This window comes from Sphingomonas sp. AC411 (assembly GCF_979253035.1).
Map to the genome: position 1 here is coordinate 3,728,888 of NZ_CEEDAQ010000001.1, position 16,481 is coordinate 3,745,368.

The 16,481-nt window shown below is 66.4% G+C and carries 13 protein-coding genes and 6 pseudogenes; 5 read left to right on the forward strand and 14 right to left on the reverse strand.

Annotation, left to right across the window (positions count from 1 at the left end):
• Positions 1 to 5 precede the first annotated feature (5 nt).
• The 4 genes from AC0IX7_RS19195 to AC0IX7_RS19210 all read right to left on the reverse strand — a co-directional run bounded on the left by AC0IX7_RS19195 (position 6) and on the right by AC0IX7_RS19210 (position 3,034).
• Positions 6 to 1,214 carry a CaiB/BaiF CoA transferase family protein gene (locus AC0IX7_RS19195; RefSeq protein ID WP_471813443.1) on the reverse strand — a complete coding sequence of 403 codons (1,209 nt, stop codon included), beginning with the start codon at positions 1,212 to 1,214 and terminating at the stop codon, positions 6 to 8.
• A 69-nt stretch (positions 1,215 to 1,283) separates the two neighbouring features.
• Complete coding sequence (locus AC0IX7_RS19200; RefSeq protein ID WP_471813445.1) at positions 1,284 to 2,468, reverse strand: acyl-CoA dehydrogenase; 1,185 nt, start codon at positions 2,466 to 2,468, stop codon at positions 1,284 to 1,286.
• A gap of 66 nt (positions 2,469 to 2,534) precedes the next feature.
• The gene (locus AC0IX7_RS19205) at positions 2,535 to 2,855 is read right to left on the reverse strand and encodes a hypothetical protein (RefSeq protein WP_471813446.1); all 321 of its coding nucleotides are present in this window, start codon (positions 2,853 to 2,855) and stop codon (positions 2,535 to 2,537) included.
• A 2-nt stretch (positions 2,856 to 2,857) separates the two neighbouring features.
• Positions 2,858 to 3,034, reverse strand: coding sequence for a hypothetical protein (locus tag AC0IX7_RS19210; RefSeq protein ID WP_471813448.1), 177 nt, complete (start codon positions 3,032 to 3,034; stop codon positions 2,858 to 2,860).
• An 88-nt stretch (positions 3,035 to 3,122) separates the two neighbouring features.
• Between AC0IX7_RS19210 and AC0IX7_RS19215 the strand changes: the two genes are divergently transcribed.
• Entirely contained in the window at positions 3,123 to 3,755 is a 633-nt protein-coding gene (locus tag AC0IX7_RS19215; protein WP_471813449.1) for a S24 family peptidase, read from the forward strand.
• Positions 3,756 to 3,921: 166 nt separating this feature from the next.
• On the opposite strand, the pseudogene AC0IX7_RS19220 reads toward AC0IX7_RS19215, so the two are convergent.
• The 9 genes and pseudogenes from AC0IX7_RS19220 to AC0IX7_RS19260 all read right to left on the reverse strand — a co-directional run bounded on the left by AC0IX7_RS19220 (position 3,922) and on the right by AC0IX7_RS19260 (position 12,841).
• A pseudogene (locus AC0IX7_RS19220) lies at positions 3,922 to 4,820 on the reverse strand (SDR family NAD(P)-dependent oxidoreductase).
• A 198-nt stretch (positions 4,821 to 5,018) separates the two neighbouring features.
• Positions 5,019 to 5,240 (reverse strand): hypothetical protein, encoded by a 222-nt coding sequence (locus AC0IX7_RS19225; protein ID WP_471813450.1) that lies wholly within the window; start codon positions 5,238 to 5,240, stop codon positions 5,019 to 5,021.
• 116 nt (positions 5,241 to 5,356) lie between these two features.
• Entirely contained in the window at positions 5,357 to 6,049 is a 693-nt protein-coding gene (phoB, locus tag AC0IX7_RS19230) for a phosphate regulon transcriptional regulator PhoB (protein WP_055873047.1), read from the reverse strand.
• The gene (gene phoU, locus AC0IX7_RS19235; RefSeq protein ID WP_254686794.1) at positions 6,049 to 6,738 is read right to left on the reverse strand and encodes a phosphate signaling complex protein PhoU; all 690 of its coding nucleotides are present in this window, start codon (positions 6,736 to 6,738) and stop codon (positions 6,049 to 6,051) included. The genes phoB and phoU overlap by 1 nt, the downstream gene beginning before the upstream one ends.
• Positions 6,739 to 6,752: 14 nt before the next feature.
• Positions 6,753 to 7,531, reverse strand: a pseudogene (pstB, locus tag AC0IX7_RS19240) (phosphate ABC transporter ATP-binding protein PstB).
• Positions 7,531 to 8,828, reverse strand: a pseudogene (pstA, locus tag AC0IX7_RS19245) (phosphate ABC transporter permease PstA). Before pstA ends, pstB begins: the two co-directional pseudogenes overlap by 1 nt.
• Positions 8,821 to 10,196, reverse strand: a pseudogene (pstC, locus tag AC0IX7_RS19250) (phosphate ABC transporter permease subunit PstC). The pseudogenes pstA and pstC overlap by 8 nt, the downstream one beginning before the upstream one ends.
• A 303-nt stretch (positions 10,197 to 10,499) precedes the next feature.
• Positions 10,500 to 11,569: pseudogene (locus AC0IX7_RS19255) on the reverse strand (substrate-binding domain-containing protein).
• Between the two features lie 9 nt (positions 11,570 to 11,578).
• Positions 11,579 to 12,841 (reverse strand): ATP-binding protein, encoded by a 1,263-nt coding sequence (locus AC0IX7_RS19260; RefSeq protein ID WP_471813451.1) that lies wholly within the window; start codon positions 12,839 to 12,841, stop codon positions 11,579 to 11,581.
• Positions 12,842 to 13,062: 221 nt separating this feature from the next.
• Between AC0IX7_RS19260 and AC0IX7_RS19265 the strand changes: the two are divergent.
• Positions 13,063 to 13,817 (forward strand): annotated as a pseudogene (locus AC0IX7_RS19265) (SDR family oxidoreductase).
• Between the two features lie 48 nt (positions 13,818 to 13,865).
• On the opposite strand, the gene trmB reads toward AC0IX7_RS19265, so the two are convergent.
• Positions 13,866 to 14,546 carry a tRNA (guanine(46)-N(7))-methyltransferase TrmB gene (trmB, locus tag AC0IX7_RS19270; RefSeq protein WP_471813453.1) on the reverse strand — a complete coding sequence of 227 codons (681 nt, stop codon included), beginning with the start codon at positions 14,544 to 14,546 and terminating at the stop codon, positions 13,866 to 13,868.
• A gap of 65 nt (positions 14,547 to 14,611) precedes the next feature.
• Here trmB and AC0IX7_RS19275 point away from each other — a divergent pair, with 65 nt between their 5' ends.
• The 3 genes from AC0IX7_RS19275 (at position 14,612) to AC0IX7_RS19285 (ending at position 16,477) form a co-directional block, all read left to right on the forward strand.
• Positions 14,612 to 15,469 carry a formate/nitrite transporter family protein gene (locus AC0IX7_RS19275; RefSeq protein ID WP_471813454.1) on the forward strand — a complete coding sequence of 286 codons (858 nt, stop codon included), beginning with the start codon at positions 14,612 to 14,614 and terminating at the stop codon, positions 15,467 to 15,469.
• The gene (locus AC0IX7_RS19280) at positions 15,469 to 16,098 is read left to right on the forward strand and encodes a phosphatase PAP2 family protein (RefSeq protein WP_471813455.1); all 630 of its coding nucleotides are present in this window, start codon (positions 15,469 to 15,471) and stop codon (positions 16,096 to 16,098) included. Before AC0IX7_RS19275 ends, AC0IX7_RS19280 begins: the two co-directional genes overlap by 1 nt.
• Before the next feature lie 94 nt (positions 16,099 to 16,192).
• Positions 16,193 to 16,477, forward strand: coding sequence for a hypothetical protein (locus AC0IX7_RS19285; protein ID WP_254686466.1), 285 nt, complete (start codon positions 16,193 to 16,195; stop codon positions 16,475 to 16,477).
• Positions 16,478 to 16,481 lie beyond the last annotated feature (4 nt).

Sequence of the window (16,481 nt, forward strand, 5' to 3'; positions counted from 1 at the left end):
TTTCGTCAGGATGACGATCGGGGCAGCATCGGTGCCGCCCGACCCGTCGCCAGATCGGCATCGGAAAACCGGATCGGCGTGCGCAGTCCCGGGACCGTCGATCCATCCGGTCGCGCGGCACTGATCTGCATCCCCCGTGCGATTACCTGCGGATCCTCGAATGCCTGCGCTACCGTATTGATCGGCCCGGCCGGCACCCCGACCGCCTCCAGACGCGCGAGCAACTCGAGCTTCGGCACCTGAGACGTCGCCGCCTCGATCCCCGCGAACAGCAAATCCTTGAACGCCAGCCGTCCGGCATTGGTCGCGAACCGTGGATCGTCGCGCATCTCGGGCAAGACCATCGCGTCGCAGAACCGCCGGAATTGCCCGTCATTCCCGACCGCCAGGATGAACCACCCATCGCTCGTCGGGAAAACCGCGTACGGACACACGTTCGTGTGCGCATTCCCGACCCGCGTCGGCGACACGCCGCTCGCAAACCAGTTCATCGCCTGGTTCGCCAGCACCCCGGTCATCGTGTCGAGCAACGCCATGTCGATTTGCTGACCCCGACCCGTGCGCTCGCGCATCGCCAGCGCCGCCTGGATCGCGATCACCGAATACAGCCCGGTCATGATGTCGGCGAACGCGACGCCGATCTTCTGCGGTGCGCCATCGGGTTCGCCGGTCAGGTCCATGATCCCGCTCATGCCCTGGACGATGAAGTCGTAACCGGCGCGCGGGGCGTAGGGGCCGTCCTGGCCGAACCCCGTGATCGAGCAATACACCAGCCGCGGATTGATCGCGGCAAGCGTCGCATAGTCGAGCCCGTATTTGGCCAGCCCGCCGACCTTGAAATTCTCGATCACGACGTCGGCGTCGGCGATCAGGTCGCGGACGACGGCTTGTCCTTCGGGCGTGGTAAAGTCGGCGACGACCGATCGCTTCCCGCGATTGGCGGCGTGAAAATACGCGGCATCCCGCGTGCCATCAGGGTTGTCGATAAACGGCGGCCCCCAGGTTCGCGTGTCGTCGCCGGCCGGGCTCTCGATCTTGACCACGTCGGCACCGAGATCGGCGAGGACCTGTCCCGCCCAAGGCCCGGCCAGGATCCGTGCGAGCTCGATGACCTTCAGGCCGGTGAGGGGGAGGGTTTGCCCTCCATGATCACAGCACCACCCCGGCGGAGGCCGGGGCCCAATTGGAAAGGTTGGAGTAACAGCGCACAGCATCCGCCAAGGCGTGTCCCCCAATTGGGCCCCGGCCTTCGCCGGGGTGGTGCGACGATCTTCGCGCAGCCCTCAAAACGCAGCGATACCCGTAATCGCCCGACCCAGGATCAACGCATGCACATCATGCGCGCCCTCGTACGTATTCACCGTCTCCAGGTTCATCAGGTGGCGCATCACCTGATACTCCCCCGAAATCCCGTTGCCACCGTGCATGTCACGCGACATCCGCGCAATATCGAGCGCCTTGCCGACATTGTTGCGCTTGACGATCGAGACCATCTCCGGCGCGAACCGGCCCTCGTCCATCAACCGCCCGACGCGCAACGACGCCTGCAATCCGAGTGCGATCTCGGTCTCCATGTCCGCCAGCTTCTTCTGGAACAGCTGTCGCCCGGCGAGCGGCGTCCCGAACTGGTTACGATCCAGCCCGTACTGCCGCGCGGCATGGAAACAGAACTCGGCCGCGCCCAGCGCGCCCCAGGAAATCCCGTACCGCGCCCGATTGAGGCAGCCGAACGGCCCCTTCAGCCCCTGCACGTCGGGCAGCAGCGCGTCGTCGCCGACCTCGACCTCGTCCATCATCACCATGCCCGTGATCGACGCACGCAGCGACAGCTTGCCCTCGATCTTCGGCGTCTCCAGCCCTTTCATCCCGCGCTCGAGGATGAATCCGCGAATACCGCCGCCATGCTCGTCGGACTTCGCCCAGATCACGAACACGTCGGCGATCGGCGAATTGGAAATCCACGTCTTCGCGCCCGAGATCACATAGCCGTTCGCGGTCTTCTTCGCGCGCGTCGTCATGCTCCCCGGATCGGAGCCGGCATCGGGCTCGGTCAGCCCGAAACAGCCGATCCACTCGCCGCTCGCGAGCTTGGGCAGGAATTTCCGCTTCTGCGCCTCGGACCCGAACGCGTTGATCGGGTACATCACGAGGCTCGACTGCACCGACATCATCGAGCGATACCCTGAGTCGATCCGCTCCACCTCGCGCGCGACCAGACCGTAGGAGACGTAGGACGCGCCGACGCCGCCATATTCCTCGGGAATCGTCGGCCCGAGCAGCCCCAGCGCGCCCATCTCGCGGAAAATCGCGGGATCGGTATGCTCGTGCTGGAACGCGTCGATGATCCGCGGCGCCAGCTTGTCGTCGGCATAGGCCTTCGCGGTGTCGCGGATCATCCGCTCGTCCTCGCTCAACTGATCGTCGAGCAGGAACGGATCCGCCCAGTCGAACTTGCCCATCCCGGCCATCTGCATCTCCTTCGTTGACGTCGACTTCGTGTCTCGGGCGGCGAAAGTCCAGCCCTCTTGAACGGTTTACGCGTCGATCAGCGTCAGCACCGCGATGGTCACGTGCTCGCGGTCGTTGATCGTCGCGATGCCGTCGACGGTAAGGTCGGCGACGATATGCCTGCGCATCGCGAACTCCGCTTCGGGCAACCCGTCGATCCAGTCTCGAAGACCGGGTACGGGATCGACCGCGATCGTCAGCCGGTGCAACGTGCCGACGAAGGTGGCGCTCGCCCAGGGCGTGCAGGTGATCGTCGCGACCTGCATCGTTATGCCTGCCGCGCTCGCGTTGCTTCGGAGAGCGCGGATCAGAAGCGTACCGGCGTCGGGGCCACGGATCGCGTCCATCCTCATGCGCCGTGCCGTTCGATGAACGACTCGATCCTCGCCACCATCGGTTCGCGCGCCTGACGCCCGCGCCGCAGGTCGTGCACCAGCCGCGGATCGCCCACCGCCAGCCGTCCGAACTTGGTCATCGGCATGCCTGTCTGCCGCAGATATCGATCAATCTTCATGAGAATCGTCACCGTCGTTCCTCCCGAGTCCGTTGCTTCGTTCCTGATTTGTTCCGCCAAATCCTACTTGTCTAGGAAATTTCCTGCGCTACGGTCCGGGGTGTCGAAAATCGTAACCGATCCCGATCCAAGGACTGCGCTGGCGACGCTGGCGGCGGCGCGTGGCGACAGCTTGGCGGCGCTGTCGGCGATGCTCGGCCGCAACGCCGCGTATCTCCAGCAATATGTCCGCCGCGGATCGCCGCGGATACTTGGCGAACGCGACCGGAGACTGTTGGCGGAATATCTCGGCGTGAGCGAAGCGACGCTGGGCGCGCCCACCGGCAGAGCAGCCGGGTTTCGCATCCGCAAACTCGACATTGCGGCCTCGGCCGGGCCGGGGGCGCTGGTGGATCGCGAGATCGTCCTCGGCACCGATACGCTCGATCCGGGGCTGGCGCGCAAACTCGGGCTCACGGACGGGCAGGCGGCGATCATCCGCGTGCGAGGCAGTTCGATGGAGCCGGGGTTGTTCGACGGCGATCACATCGTCGTCGACACAGCCGACCGGACGCCGCGCGCGAGAGGCGGGCTGTATGTCATCCGGATCGACGACGCGGTGATGGTGAAGCGGGTGGCGCTCGTGCGGGGAGCGCTAGTGGCGACGAGCGACAACCCCGATGCGGCAGCAGTGCCGGACGGAGCGATCGCGGTCATTGGCAGGGTCGTCTGGCAGATGCGCGAACCGCGATAGCAGGCTGGCGTTCAATACTTGAATCCTCCCCCGCCAGGGGAGGTGGCGCCGAAGGTGACGGAGGGGGAGGACACGGAGCAATGGTCACTTGGCCCCGCCCCTCCGTCAGGCTGACGCCTGCCACCTCCCCTGGCGGGGGAGGATCGATGGACAATCGATCCGCTGTTTACCGCCCCTGCAGCTTGCTCAGGATGGTCATCGACTGTTCCGACCCCGACTGCGGGACGATCTCGCCCGTGCGGTCGATGATCGCGTCCCAGTGCGCCGCGACACCCTCGACCGAAAGATCGTCGCCCGTCAGCAGCTTGCCCTGAGTCAGCGTCACGTACGCAGCCTGGAATACGCCGGCACCGGCACCGACGATCATGTTGGTCGGCGCGTCTTCGGACACGAGGAACACCGCGGCCGGAGCGACCTTGTCGGGCGAGAACGCCTTGAACGCTTCCTGGGGAAGATGTCCTGCGTCATCCGCGTGCCCGCGGTGGGTGCGATCGTGTTGACCTTGATGTTGTTCTTTGCGCCCTCGATCGCGAGCGTCTTGGTCAGCCCCGCGAGGCCCAGCTTCGCGGCACCGTAATTCGCCTGGCCGAAATTGCCGTACAGGCCGGTCGACGACGCGGTCATCAGGATGCGGCCGTAATTTTGGGCACGCATCGTGTCCCACACCGCCTTGGTGGCGTTGGCCGAGCCGTTGAGGTGGACGTCGACGACGAACTTGAAGTCGGCGGGCTCCATCTTGGCGAAGCTCTTGTCGCGCAACACGCCGGCGTTGTTGATGAGGATGTGGACGCCGCCCCATTTCTCGGAGGCGCGGGCGACCATTTCGACCATCTGGTCGTAATCGGTGACGCTGCCGCCGTTCGACATCGCCTCGCCGCCAGCCGCCTCGATTTCCTCGACAACCTTCAGCGCGGCGTCGGAATGGCCAGTGCCGTCGCGCGATGCGCCGAGATCGTTGACGACGACCTTCGCGCCGCGACGGGCGAGTTCGAGCGCATATTCGCGGCCCAAGCCGCCGCCTGCGCCGGTGACGATGGCAACCCGGCCCTCAAAGCGAATAGACATGGAAAAGGCGCTCCTCTCTTAAGTTGGAGCGCCTTTCCTAGAACGTAAAGCCAGCTAGGCAAGCGGCAGGATCACCTGCTGCTTGCTGCGTAACTTACTTGCCGCCGCGGTTGCGGCAGCCGTCCTTGACCGTCTTCGAGCACACCGGATATTCGGCGGGCGCTGGGGTCGGCGGGGTTACCGTCGGCTGACCGAACGTCACGCCACCCGTGGGGGCAGGTGCTGCCATCGGAGCGGCGGGTGCCGCCATTGCCGGATCCGCAGGTGCTGCGGGGTCGGCAGGGCTGCCTGGTCAGCCGGTGCCGTCTGCATCGCGGGATCGGCCGGTGCGGTCTGCGCGGCGGGATCGGCCGGTGGGGTCGTCTGGGCGATCACGGGCGTCGCGAGAAGAGATGCAGCGGCGAGAAGAATGGACTTCATACGAATCTCCTAAATGGGTGCACCATTTTGGTAGCGCGACGTCTGAACGCACTAAGTCGCGCTTGGGTCCTTCGTTTCGCATCCGATTCCATTCGCCCCACCGCGGGACAGGTTCGTCAGCCGCCCGTATCGAGCGAATAGCCCGCCGAACGGACGGTGCGGATGATGTCCGGACGCTCGCCGACGTTGATCGCCTTGCGCAACCGCCGGATGTGCACGTCGACCGTCCGGCTCTCGATATCCGAGTCGTGGCCCCAGACGGCATCGAGCAGCCGCTCGCGCGAGAACACCCAGCCGGGATGCTCGAGGAAATGCTTCAGCAGCCGGAACTCGGTCGGTCCGAGCGACACGACCTCGCCGGAGCGGCGGACCTTGTGGCCGACCGTGTCCATCTCGATGTCGGCATAGCTCAGCGCTTCGCCGGCGAGGGCAGGACGAACGCGACGCAGAACCGCACCAACGCGCGCAACGAGTTCGCGCGGCGAAAATGGCTTGGTCACGTAATCGTCGGCGCCGGTCTCCAGCCCGCGAACGCGATCCTCTTCCTCACCGCGTGCGGTCAGCATGATGATCGGCACGTTCTGCGTCTCGGGTGCGCGACGCAGGCGACGACACACCTCGATCCCAGACAGTCCCTCGACCATCCAGTCGAGCAGGACGATATCGGGCACCTTTTCCTTGGCGAGCAGCAATGCCTCCTCGCCGTCGGGCGTATGCGCGATCTCGAAATCCTCGCGCTTGAAATGCCAGACCAGCAATTCGGCGAGGGCGGCGTCGTCCTCGACCAGCAGCATCTTCGCGCGTGCCATTATGCCTGCTCCTGCTTGATACCGCGTTCCCGGTCGACCATCTGCGTCCCGGTTGCGGCAAAATACACCATCTCGGCAACGTTGGTGGCGTGGTCACCGATCCGCTCAAGGTTCTTCGCGACGAACAGCAGGTGCGCGACTTGGCCGATCGTCCGCGGATTCTCGACCATGTAGGTGACGAGCGTGCGGAAGATGCTGTCGTAGAAATCGTCGAGCGCGTTGTCGCTTTCGACCACCCGCACCGCTTCTTCGGCATCGCGCGCGGCGAACGCGTCGAGCACGTCGTGGACCATCTCGCTCGCCATCCGGCCCATCGCGGGCAGGATCGAGATCGGTTCGATCCGGTGCTCGCTCTCGATCATCGGCACGCGCTTGGCGATGTTCTTGGCGTAATCGCCGATCCGCTCGACGACGCCGGCGATCTTCAGCGCGGCGACGACCTCGCGCAGGTCGACCGCCATCGGCGCGCGCAATGCGATGATCCGCACCGCCAGCCGCTCGACCTCCGCCTCGATCACGTCGATCTGCTTGTCGGCGACGCGTACCTGTTCGGCGAGCGCGAGGTCGTTGCGTTGCAGCGCCTGCATCGCCTTGTCGATCGCGTCCTCGGCAAGCCCGCCCATCTGCGAGATCAACCCGCGGAGCTCGCCGATGTCGTTGTCGAAGGCCTTGACCGTATGCGTGTTCATGCGTGGTCCTCCACTCAGCCGTACCGGCCGGTGATGTAATCCTTGGTCCGCTCTTCGCGGGATTGGTGAAGATGTCGGAGGTGTTGCCGTATTCGACCAGCGTGCCGAGGTGAAAGAACGCGGTTTTCTGGCTGACGCGCGCGGCCTGCTGCATGTTGTGCGTGACGATCACCATGGCGTAGCGGCCGCGCAGTTCGTGGATCAGTTCCTCGATCTTGGCGGTCGCGATCGGATCGAGCGCCGAACACGGCTCGTCCATCAGGATGACCTCGGGATCGACCGCGATCGCGCGCGCGATGCACAGACGCTGCTGCTGGCCGCCCGAGAGCGCCGTACCGCTGTCGGTCAGCCGGTCCTTGACCTCGTCCCACAGGCCTGCGCGGCGCAGCGACTTCTCGACGATCCGATCGAGATCCGCCTTGGCACCCGCCAGACCGTGGATGCGCGGGCCGTAGGCGACGTTCTCGTAGATCGATTTCGGGAACGGGTTCGGCTTCTGGAACACCATGCCGACGCGGGCGCGGAGCTGCACCACGTCCATGTCGGGCGAATAGATGTCCTGGCCGTCGAGCTTGATCTCGCCGGTGACGCGGGCGCTGGCGACGGTGTCGTTCATGCGGTTTAGCGTGCGCAAGAAGGTGGACTTGCCGCAGCCGGACGGGCCGATGAACGCCACCACCTCGTCCTGGTCGACGTCGATCGAGACGTTGTCGATCGCCAGCTTGCTGCCGTACGCCACGGAGACGTTCCGCGCCGTCATCTTGAGAATCGGCGTTTTCAGGTTCTTGGTCATCACCAGCGGGTCTCGAATCGGTTGCGGAGGTAGATCGCGACGCCGTTCATCGCGAGCAGGAACACGAGCAGGACGATGATCGCGGCGGAGGTCTTTTCGACGAAGCCGCGGCTGACCTGATCGGACCAGAGGAATATCTGGACGGGCAGCACGGTCGCGGGATCCTTGAGACCGGACGGCGGCGCGGCGATGAACGCGCGCATGCCGATCATCAACAGCGGCGCGGTTTCGCCCAGCGCGCGCGCCATGCCGATGATCGTGCCGGTGAGGATACCGGGCAGCGCGAGCGGCAGGACGTGGTGGAACACGACCTGGACGGGCGACGCGCCGATGCCGAGTGCCGCGTCGCGGATCGACGGCGGCACGCTCTTGATCGCGTTGCGGCCGGCGATGACGATGACCGGCATCGTCATCAGCGCGAGCGTGAGGCCACCGACGATCGGTGCCGAGCGCGGCATGCCGAACGTGCCGAGGAAGACCGCCAAGCCAAGCAACCCGAAGATGATCGAGGGGACTGCCGCGAGGTTGTTGATCGACACTTCGATCAGGTCGGTCCAGCGGTTCTTCGGCGCATATTCCTCGAGATACAGTGCCGACAGCACGCCGATCGGGAAGGCGAGCAGCAGCGTGACGACCATCGTCAGCAGTGATCCCTTGAACGCGCCCCAGATGCCGACGCGGGTGGCATCGGTGGAGTCCGCCGAGGTCAGGAAGCCGGCGTTGAACCCCGGCTCAGCGCGCCGCTCGCCTTCAACCGGGCGACGATGGCCTCCGCATCGGGTGTGCCGTTGCCCTTGGCGGCGACGTCGATCGGGCTGGAGACGGGGACTTCGAACACCGCCTTGCGCTGAAGCAGCGACGGATCGGCCTTGATCGCATCGCGCACCACCGCCCACGCGCCGTCGGACAGCAGATTTGCACCATCCTTGCCGTATCTGGTGCTTGCCGCGGCCAGCACGGTGCCTTCGAGGCCCGCACCTGCGAGCGCGAGATCGGCGCCGCGACCGACCAGGCGGGCGGGCTCGATCGGCAGTTTCGCGGCGGCGAGATCGACCGGGAGCGACACGCGCGTCTCGACGAAGCCGCTCGCGCCCTGCATCACCATCGTGATTAGCAGATAGGCGAGGAACGCGGCGGACAGCCACACCGCGGCGAGCCCGGCGAAGCGGAAGCGGCGCTCGGACGCGTAACGGCGGCGGATCCGCGACTGCATCGCCTCCGTCGTCCAGTCGGTCGGCACGCGGCGCACGGGCTCGGTGTTCGTCGTGGGGATCTGGGGCACGAGCGTGTCACTCATAGGCTTCGCGGTACCGTTTCACGACGCGCAGCGCGACGATGTTGAGGAGGAGCGTGACCACGAACAGCGTCAGGCCCAGCGCGAACGCGGCGAGCGTCTTGGGGCTGTCAAACTCCGCTTCGCCGGTCAGCAGATCGACGATCTGCTTGGTGACGGTGGTGGTGCTGGCGAACGGATTGAGCGTCAGCGTCGCGACGCCGGAGGCGGCCATGACGACGATCATGGTCTCGCCGATCGCGCGGCTGACCGCGAGCAGCACGCCGCCGACGACGCCGGGGAGGGCGGCCGGGAGCAGCACGCGGCGGATCGTCTCGGAGGATGTCGCTCCCATCGCGAGGCTGCCGTCGCGCATCGAAGAGGGAACGGCAGCGATCGAATCGTCCGCCATCGACGACACGAACGGGATGATCATGATGCCCATCACCAGGCCCGCGGCGAGCGCGCTCTCGGACGACGCCCAGCTGATCCCGATCGACACCGCGAAATCGCGCACCGCGGGGGCGACGGTCAGCGCCGCGAAATAGCCGTAGACGACGGTCGGGACGCCCGCGAGCATCTCGAGGATCGGCTTCATCCATTTGCGCGTGTTCGGCGCGGCGTATTGCGTGAGGTAGATCGCGCTCATCAGCCCGAACGGAATCGCGACGATCATCGCGATCACGGCGCCGATGAAGAACGTGCCCCAGAACAACGGCACCGCGCCGAGCGACGCGCCGGGATCGCGGCCGTCGATGACCTGCGGGCTCCAATGCGTCCCGAACAGGAAATCGGTGATCGGCACGACCGAGAAGAACCGTGCGGACTCGTACAGCAGCGACGCGACGATGCCGACCGTGGTCAGGATCGCGATCAGCGACGCGCCGAGCAGCATCAGCATCACGACCCGCTCGACCTGAGTCCGCGCGCCGAACCCGGGCTTCACGCGGGTGAACGCGAACGCGCCGCCGGCGAAGGCGAGCAACAAAGCGAGTGCGGTCGCGATCCAGTCGTAGCGGGTCTGCGCGGCGGCGTAGGAGGGGCCAGCGTCCGGGAGAGCCCGTGGAATGCGCCGAAGCTGCGTCCCTCGGCGAGACTGCGCGCTTCGGACAGGATCGATGCGCGGTCGAAGCCGGGCGGTGGGAGTTGCATCGCGGCGGGCGTCGCGAGCACGGTGTCGGTGACGAGCGCGGGTGAGGTCATCGACCAGATGACGAGGAAGATCAGCGGGGGAACGGCGGTCCACAGCGCAACGAACCAGCCGTGGTGCGACGGGAGCGAACTGAACCGCACGGTGCTGCCGGCGCGGAAGCGCGTGGCGCGGACGCGGGCGGTGAGCCAGCCGATCAGGCCTAGGCCGAGGACGAGGAAGAGAAGGGCAATGGCGGACATTATAGTTCTCGCCCGTGGCGTTTGGTCGCGCGCGCGCGCGTTATCCCACCAGCTACCACCCCGGCGGAGGCCGGGGCCCAGTTGGAAAGGTCGAGGTAACGGGGCGCAGCATCAACCAACGCGACGGTGCCCAACTGGGCCCCGGCCTTCGCCGGGGTGGTGGTCCTATTGGGTGATATCGACGCCAAAGTTCCGTTCCTCCGCGGACGCGGGGCCCAGCTAAGTTCCGGTATCGAGCTTGGCTCCTGGGCCCCCACGTTCGCGGGGGAACTAGGACGGGAGCGCGGTTGGGTGAGAAGTTCATCACGACAACACCGCCGGATCGAGCACCGTCTCATTCGCAATAATCGCCGCCGACCGTGCCTGAATTTCCGCCGGCGCCGCGATCAACCCCCGCTTCACCAACGGCCCCGTCGCCCCCAGTTGGCCGCATACAGCTTCAGCAAATTCCGCAGCCCCGGAATCGCCGTCAGATGCGCCTTCTTCACATAGATATATAGCGGCCGGGATCCCGGATATCGGTTGTCCGCGATCGACGCGTAGGTCGGCGCGACACCCGAGATCGAGACCCCGTTCACGTCGTCCTTGTTCTCTTCGAGATAGCTGTAGCCGAACACGCCGATCGCATTGGGGTTCGACTGCAACTTCTGGACGATCAGATTGTCGTTCTCGCCCGCATCGACATACACGCCGTCCTCGCGCACCCGCGTGCAGAGCGCCTTGTGCGCATCCGGATCGGACTTGGCGAGCGGCTTGGCGGTCGGGTCGCTGTCCTCGCACCCCTTGGTCAGGATCAGCTCGGCCAGCGCATCGCGCGTACCGCTCGTTGCCGGCGGGCCGTAAACCTGGATCGGCACCGCGGGCAGCGCGGGATTGACGTCGCGCCAGACCCGCGCGGTGTTCGTCTTGCCGCCCGGATTGGCGGCGAGCGCCTTGTAGAGATCGGTCGGCGTCAGCTGCATCTTGGGGCCGTTCTTCGCCTCGGCAAAGGCGATGCCGTCGATTCCGACCTGGATTTCCATCACGTCGCGCACGCCGTTCTCGGCACAGCTCTTATATTCGCTCGCCTTCATCCGCCGCGACGCGTCCTCGATATCGGGGTGCGCCGCCCCGACGCCTGCGCAGAACAGCTTCATGCCCGCGCCCGTGCCGGTCGATTCGATCACCGGCGCCTTCGCATCGGGATCGTTCGCCACAAGCTGCTCGGCGATCATCGTCGTGAACGGATAGACCGTCGACGATCCGACCGCGGTGATCTGATCGCGCGAGCCCGCGCCGCCGCCGTTCGCCTGGTCGACGCACGCGGCCAGAGCGCCCGTCGCCGCTCCCAACACTCCAAGAAGAACGAACCGCTGCACCAGAATTCCCGTCATGCACCGGCCTTAGCGGTACTTAAGACGATCCTGTGTGACAGTTGGGTTACCCTTTATGACAGCGCTTTTCGAGACCTTGGTTCCCGGCGGCAGAATCACCGAGACGGTCGTCCCGACGCCGACCTGGCTGGCGATATCGAGCCGGCCGCGGTGGCGCTCGACGATATGCTTGACGATGGCGAGCCCCAGACCCGTTCCGCCCAGCGAGCGGCTACGCCCGGCATCGGCCCGATAGAAGCGCTCGGTCAGCCGCGGAATATGCACCGCGGCGATCCCGTCGCCTTCGTCGCGGATCGAGAGCCGGATCATGCCGGCGTCGTCGCGCTTCAATTCGATCGTCACCGGCGTGCCCGCGCGGCCATATTTCATCGCGTTGCCGATCAGATTGTGGAGCATCTGCGACAGCTGGACGCGGTCGCCCGAGACCGAGGCGAGATCCGGATCGATCGTCGCGACCAGATCGCGGCCGCGATCGCCCGCCGCCTCCGCCAGCTCCTCCCGCGTGTCCTCGACGAGTTGCGCGAGATCGACCGCCTGGTCGGGCAGGCGGAACTTCTCCGCCTCGATCCGCGACAACGAGATCAGGTCCTCGACCAGTCGCTGCATCCGCCGCGCCTCGTCGTCCATCACCTTGAGGAAGCGCGCGCGAACCTCGGCATCCTCGCCCGCCTCGTCGCGCAGCGTCTCGATGAAGCCGAGGATCGACGCGAGCGGCGTGCGCAGTTCGTGGCTGGCGTTGGCGACGAAATCGATCCGCATCCGCTCGGCCGCGTAATTGCCGGTCTGGTCGATCAGGTGGACGATTCGCTGGCCGTCCGACGCTTCGCCCAGCCGCATCTCCCAGCGCTGGTCGCGGGTGCCGAGCCCGACCAGCTCGATCGGCCGCTCGCCATCGATCGGGCCCGGCGTGCCGAGCCGCTCGGCAGCGGCGGGATGGCGGATCGCGACCCGCGCATCCTCGCCAAGGATATGCGCGCCGAGCAACGTCCGCGCCGCCGTGTTCGCCAGAGTCACCCGGCCGTCCTGCACCAGCAGCACCGGCGCGACGATCGCATCGAGGACGTCGTCGAGCACGGAGGATGTCGCCGTGCTCGTATCGGTGGGGGCAGGGGCCTCGTCGCCGGTGCCTGCCGCGACCAGCGCCGCCGCGATCCCGCCGACCAGCGCCACGATCGCCCCCTGCACGTCGCGCGTGATAACGAACACCGCCACCGCCGCGACGATGACGACGACGATCGCCCAGAACGTACGCAGGCCAAATCCCGACAACATGGCATTTCCTCAGGATGGGGGCAGGGCTCGCCCGCAGACGGCGTTCCTTAAGACGGATCGGTGGACGGGGTAATCATCATTCGTCTCGATCGCGATGCCCGGTCGCCTGCTGCCGGCCCGGACGCCTGCTGCCGGGATGACGGACCGATCTTTCGCCGCGCGCCTTTCCATAGGTCTGCGGCCGCCTACATGGGCTGCGACGGATACAGGAGCGAGCGATCATGAAGCGGACCGGCAACACCATTCTCATCACCGGCGGCGGCTCGGGCATCGGCGAGGCCCTCGCGCACCGGTTCCACGATCTCGGCAACACCGTCATCATCGCCGGACGGCGGCAGGACGCGCTCGACAAGGCGATCGAAGGGCGCGCCGACATGCATGCGGTGACGCTCGACGTCGAGGACCCCGCCGCGATCACGGCCTTCGCCAAGACCGTCATCGAGCGGTTTCCCGCGCTGAACGTCCTGATCAACAACGCCGGGATCATGCGGCGCGAAACGGTCGATACCGCGCGCGATCTCGCGGATGCGGAGGCGATGATCACAACCAACGTGCTGGGGCCGATCCGGCTGATCGACGCGATGGTCGATCATCTCGTGGCGCGTCCGGATTCCGTGATCGTCAACGTCACGTCGGGGCTGAGCTTCGTACCGTTGGTCGTCGCGCCCACCTATTCCGCCACCAAGGCGGCGGTGCATTCCTACACCGTCTCGTTGCGGGAGGTGTTGAAGGGCAAGGTGGAGGTCATCGAACTGGCACCGCCGGGCGTGCAGACCGAGCTGACGCCAGGGCAGGCGACGCGCCCCGGCTATCAGCCGCTCGAGGAGTTCGCGGACGAGGTTCTCGCGCTGTTCGATGCACGACCGACCCCGCCGAGATCCTGGTCCAGCGCGTTCGCCCGCTACGCTTCGCCGAGCGCGACCAGCAGGTCGAGACGTTGCTCGCCAAGGTGAACGCCGCAGCAAACCCCGAATAACGACGTATCGCGACGCTCTCGACCGCAATCGAGAGTGTCGCCTTCCGATCAGACCCGCAGATAGCGGTAGTACCAGACCTCGTGGCCCTGCCGCCGTGCCTTGCGCTCGTACCGCGTCTCGGGCCAGTCGGCGGGGCGGGTCAGGAAGTCGTGCGGGGTCTTTGCCTGCCATTCGAAGTCGCGGCGCGCGTTCATGATCATCATCGACCAGCGGCAATAGGTCGGGTCGTCGGTGCCGAGCCGGAATTCCGCGCCGGGTTTCAGCTTGGCGGCGATCGTGTCGAGCGGGCCGTGATTGACCATGCGGCGCTTGGCGTGGCGCGCCTTCCGCCACGGATCGGGGTGCAGCAGGTACAGCCGGTCGAGGCTCGCGTCGGGCAGGCGCTCGATCACCTCCAGCGCATCGCCCATGTGCAGCCGCACGTTGGTCAGTTCGCCGTCACGGATATGCGCGAGCGCGCCGACCACGCCGTTGAGGAATGGCTCGCAGCCGATGAAGCCTACGACGGGGTTCATTGCGGCCTGTCCCGCCAGATGTTCGCCCGCGCCGAAGCCGATCTCGACGTGGAGCGGTCGGTCTTCGCCGAACAGCGTCACCGCGTCGATCGGGCCCTCTTCCGGCACGGAGAGGTCGGCGAGCGTTTCCTCGACGAGCGCGGCTTGGCCGAGGCGCAGCTTGTGGCCCTGGCGACGGCCGTAAAGGCGGCGGATAACAGAAGGATCGTTCATCGCCGCGTGCCCTAGCGGTGTGGGGCGCCGGAGCAAAGTCCCCCGACAGCCGTTGCATATCCGTAATGGCCGAACCAAACCCCTCCGCATCGCCCGATCCCACCGGATCCAAAGAGGACGACATCGACGCGCTCAAGGCCGCCGATGCCAAGGACCTCCATCAAGCCGTGCGCGAGGAGGGCGAGGACGAACTCGACCGACCGATCTCGTCGCTGTTCTTCTCCGGGCTCGCGGCCGGCATGGCGATCGCCAGTTCGCTGATCGCCGAGGGTGCGCTCCACGCGGCGATCCCCGATACGCCGTGGCGATCGATCGTCGTGTCGCTCGGCTACCCGATCGGGTTTCTGGTCGTGGTCCTCGGCCGGATGCAGCTGTTCACCGAGAGCACGATCACCGCGATGTTGCCGCTGGTGACCAAGCCTTCAGGCTGGGCATTGCGGCGGACCTTGCGACTCTGGGGCGTCGTGCTGGGCGCCAATCTCATCGGAACGGCGCTGGCCGGCGGCATGATCGCGGCGGGCCTGCTCGGCGGCGGCGAGCTTCGTACCGCGATGATCGAGGTGTCGATGGGGATCACCGAACTCTCGCCGGGCGCGACGTTCGTCAACGCGATCCCGGCCGGGTTCATGATCGCGATCCTCGCCTGGTCGCTGCCGAACGCGCGCGAACAGTCGTTCCTCGTGATCTTCGCGGTCACCTATGTCGTCGCGATCGGCGCGTTCAGCCACTCGATCGTCGGATCGGTGGAGGCGTGGCTGCTGCTGTTTGCGGGTAAGGTCGGCGTCGGCGAAGCGCTGGGAGGCCTGATGCTGCCGGCGATCCTCGGCAACTTGCTGGGCGGTGCGGGGTTGTTCGCGCTGTTGGCGCATGCACAGGTGCGCGGCGAGATGAGCAGCCACAAACCGGGCCGGGAGACACGTTGATGGGCGATATCGAACAGGCGGCGAAGTCCGTCGAGAAGGCGGATCGCGCCATGACGCACAAGGCGGCCGCGCACCGCCACAAGCCGATCGTCAAGGCGACCGGCTTCCTCGCCGAGATCGGCGACCAGCCCCAGCTCGTCGCGACCTCGCTCGGGACGGTCGTGATCGGGCTGGTCGCGCGTCGGCCCGACATGATCCGCGGCGGCGTGCGGATGTTCGCGGCGCACGCAGCGGCCACCTTCGTCAAATCGGCGATCAAGAGTTCGATCGACCGCACGCGCCCCGAAAAGGCGATCGAGGACGGCAAGTCGCGGTTCGAGGCCGGCGACAGCGACGACCACGAGCAGACCTCGTTTCCGTCCGGCCACACCGCCGGTGCGGTCGCGGTCGCGCGGGCGGCATCGCGCGATATCGACGGGGCAGGCGCACCGGCCGCGCTGGTCACCGGCGTAGTCGCGGCGGCGCAACCGCTCAACGGCAAGCATTACCTCTCCGATCTCGTCGTCGGTGCTGCGGTCGGCTGGATCGCGGAGGCATTGGTCAGCGCGGTGTTCGACCGGGTCGCGCCGGTCATCGAAAACGCTGCGGTGGAGAAACTGCCGCTGCTCGACGCTCCCGCTACCGCCTGATTAACCCGGATTTTTTCGATCGACGCGGCTGCTCATGGAACCGTTACGAGCCCGTGACGGTTTGCGACCTCGTCATAACAGGGAAGTCCGTATCATGAAGAAACTCGCCATCGCCACGCTGATCGCCGCCATCGCACTTCCGCTCGCAGCATGCGGCGGCAAGGGCGACGACAAGCTCGGCAGCCAGGTCGAGGCCGCCGGCGAGAACCGCGCCGATGCACTCGAGGCAGCCGCGGACAATCTCGAAGATCGCGCCGAAGCCGTTCGCGACAACGCCGAGCGCCAGTCGGACGCGATCGACGATGCCGATGTGAACGCGCAGGCGATGCCGCAGGCGCAGAAGGACGCGCTGGTCAACGGCAGCGAAAAGCTCCGCTGATCGT

What these genes read in the sequence shown, in the direction of transcription:
- phoU (WP_254686794.1), bottom strand. Translation starts at nt 6,738, where the DNA reads ATGAACACGCATACGGTCAAGGCCTTCGACAACGACATCGGCGAGCTC.
- AC0IX7_RS19195 (WP_471813443.1), bottom strand. Translation starts at nt 1,214, where the DNA reads ATGCTGTGCGCTGTTACTCCAACCTTTCCAATTGGGCCCCGGCCTCCG.
- AC0IX7_RS19200 (WP_471813445.1), bottom strand. Translation starts at nt 2,468, where the DNA reads ATGGCCGGGATGGGCAAGTTCGACTGGGCGGATCCGTTCCTGCTCGAC.
- AC0IX7_RS19260 (WP_471813451.1), bottom strand. Translation starts at nt 12,841, where the DNA reads ATGTTGTCGGGATTTGGCCTGCGTACGTTCTGGGCGATCGTCGTCGTC.
- phoB (WP_055873047.1), bottom strand. Translation starts at nt 6,049, where the DNA reads ATGGCACGCGCGAAGATGCTGCTGGTCGAGGACGACGCCGCCCTCGCC.
- AC0IX7_RS19275 (WP_471813454.1), top strand. Translation starts at nt 14,612, where the DNA reads ATGGCCGAACCAAACCCCTCCGCATCGCCCGATCCCACCGGATCCAAA.
- AC0IX7_RS19205 (WP_471813446.1), bottom strand. Translation starts at nt 2,855, where the DNA reads ATGGACGCGATCCGTGGCCCCGACGCCGGTACGCTTCTGATCCGCGCT.
- trmB (WP_471813453.1), bottom strand. Translation starts at nt 14,546, where the DNA reads ATGAACGATCCTTCTGTTATCCGCCGCCTTTACGGCCGTCGCCAGGGC.
- AC0IX7_RS19285 (WP_254686466.1), top strand. Translation starts at nt 16,193, where the DNA reads ATGAAGAAACTCGCCATCGCCACGCTGATCGCCGCCATCGCACTTCCG.
- AC0IX7_RS19280 (WP_471813455.1), top strand. Translation starts at nt 15,469, where the DNA reads ATGGGCGATATCGAACAGGCGGCGAAGTCCGTCGAGAAGGCGGATCGC.
- AC0IX7_RS19225 (WP_471813450.1), bottom strand. Translation starts at nt 5,240, where the DNA reads ATGAAGTCCATTCTTCTCGCCGCTGCATCTCTTCTCGCGACGCCCGTG.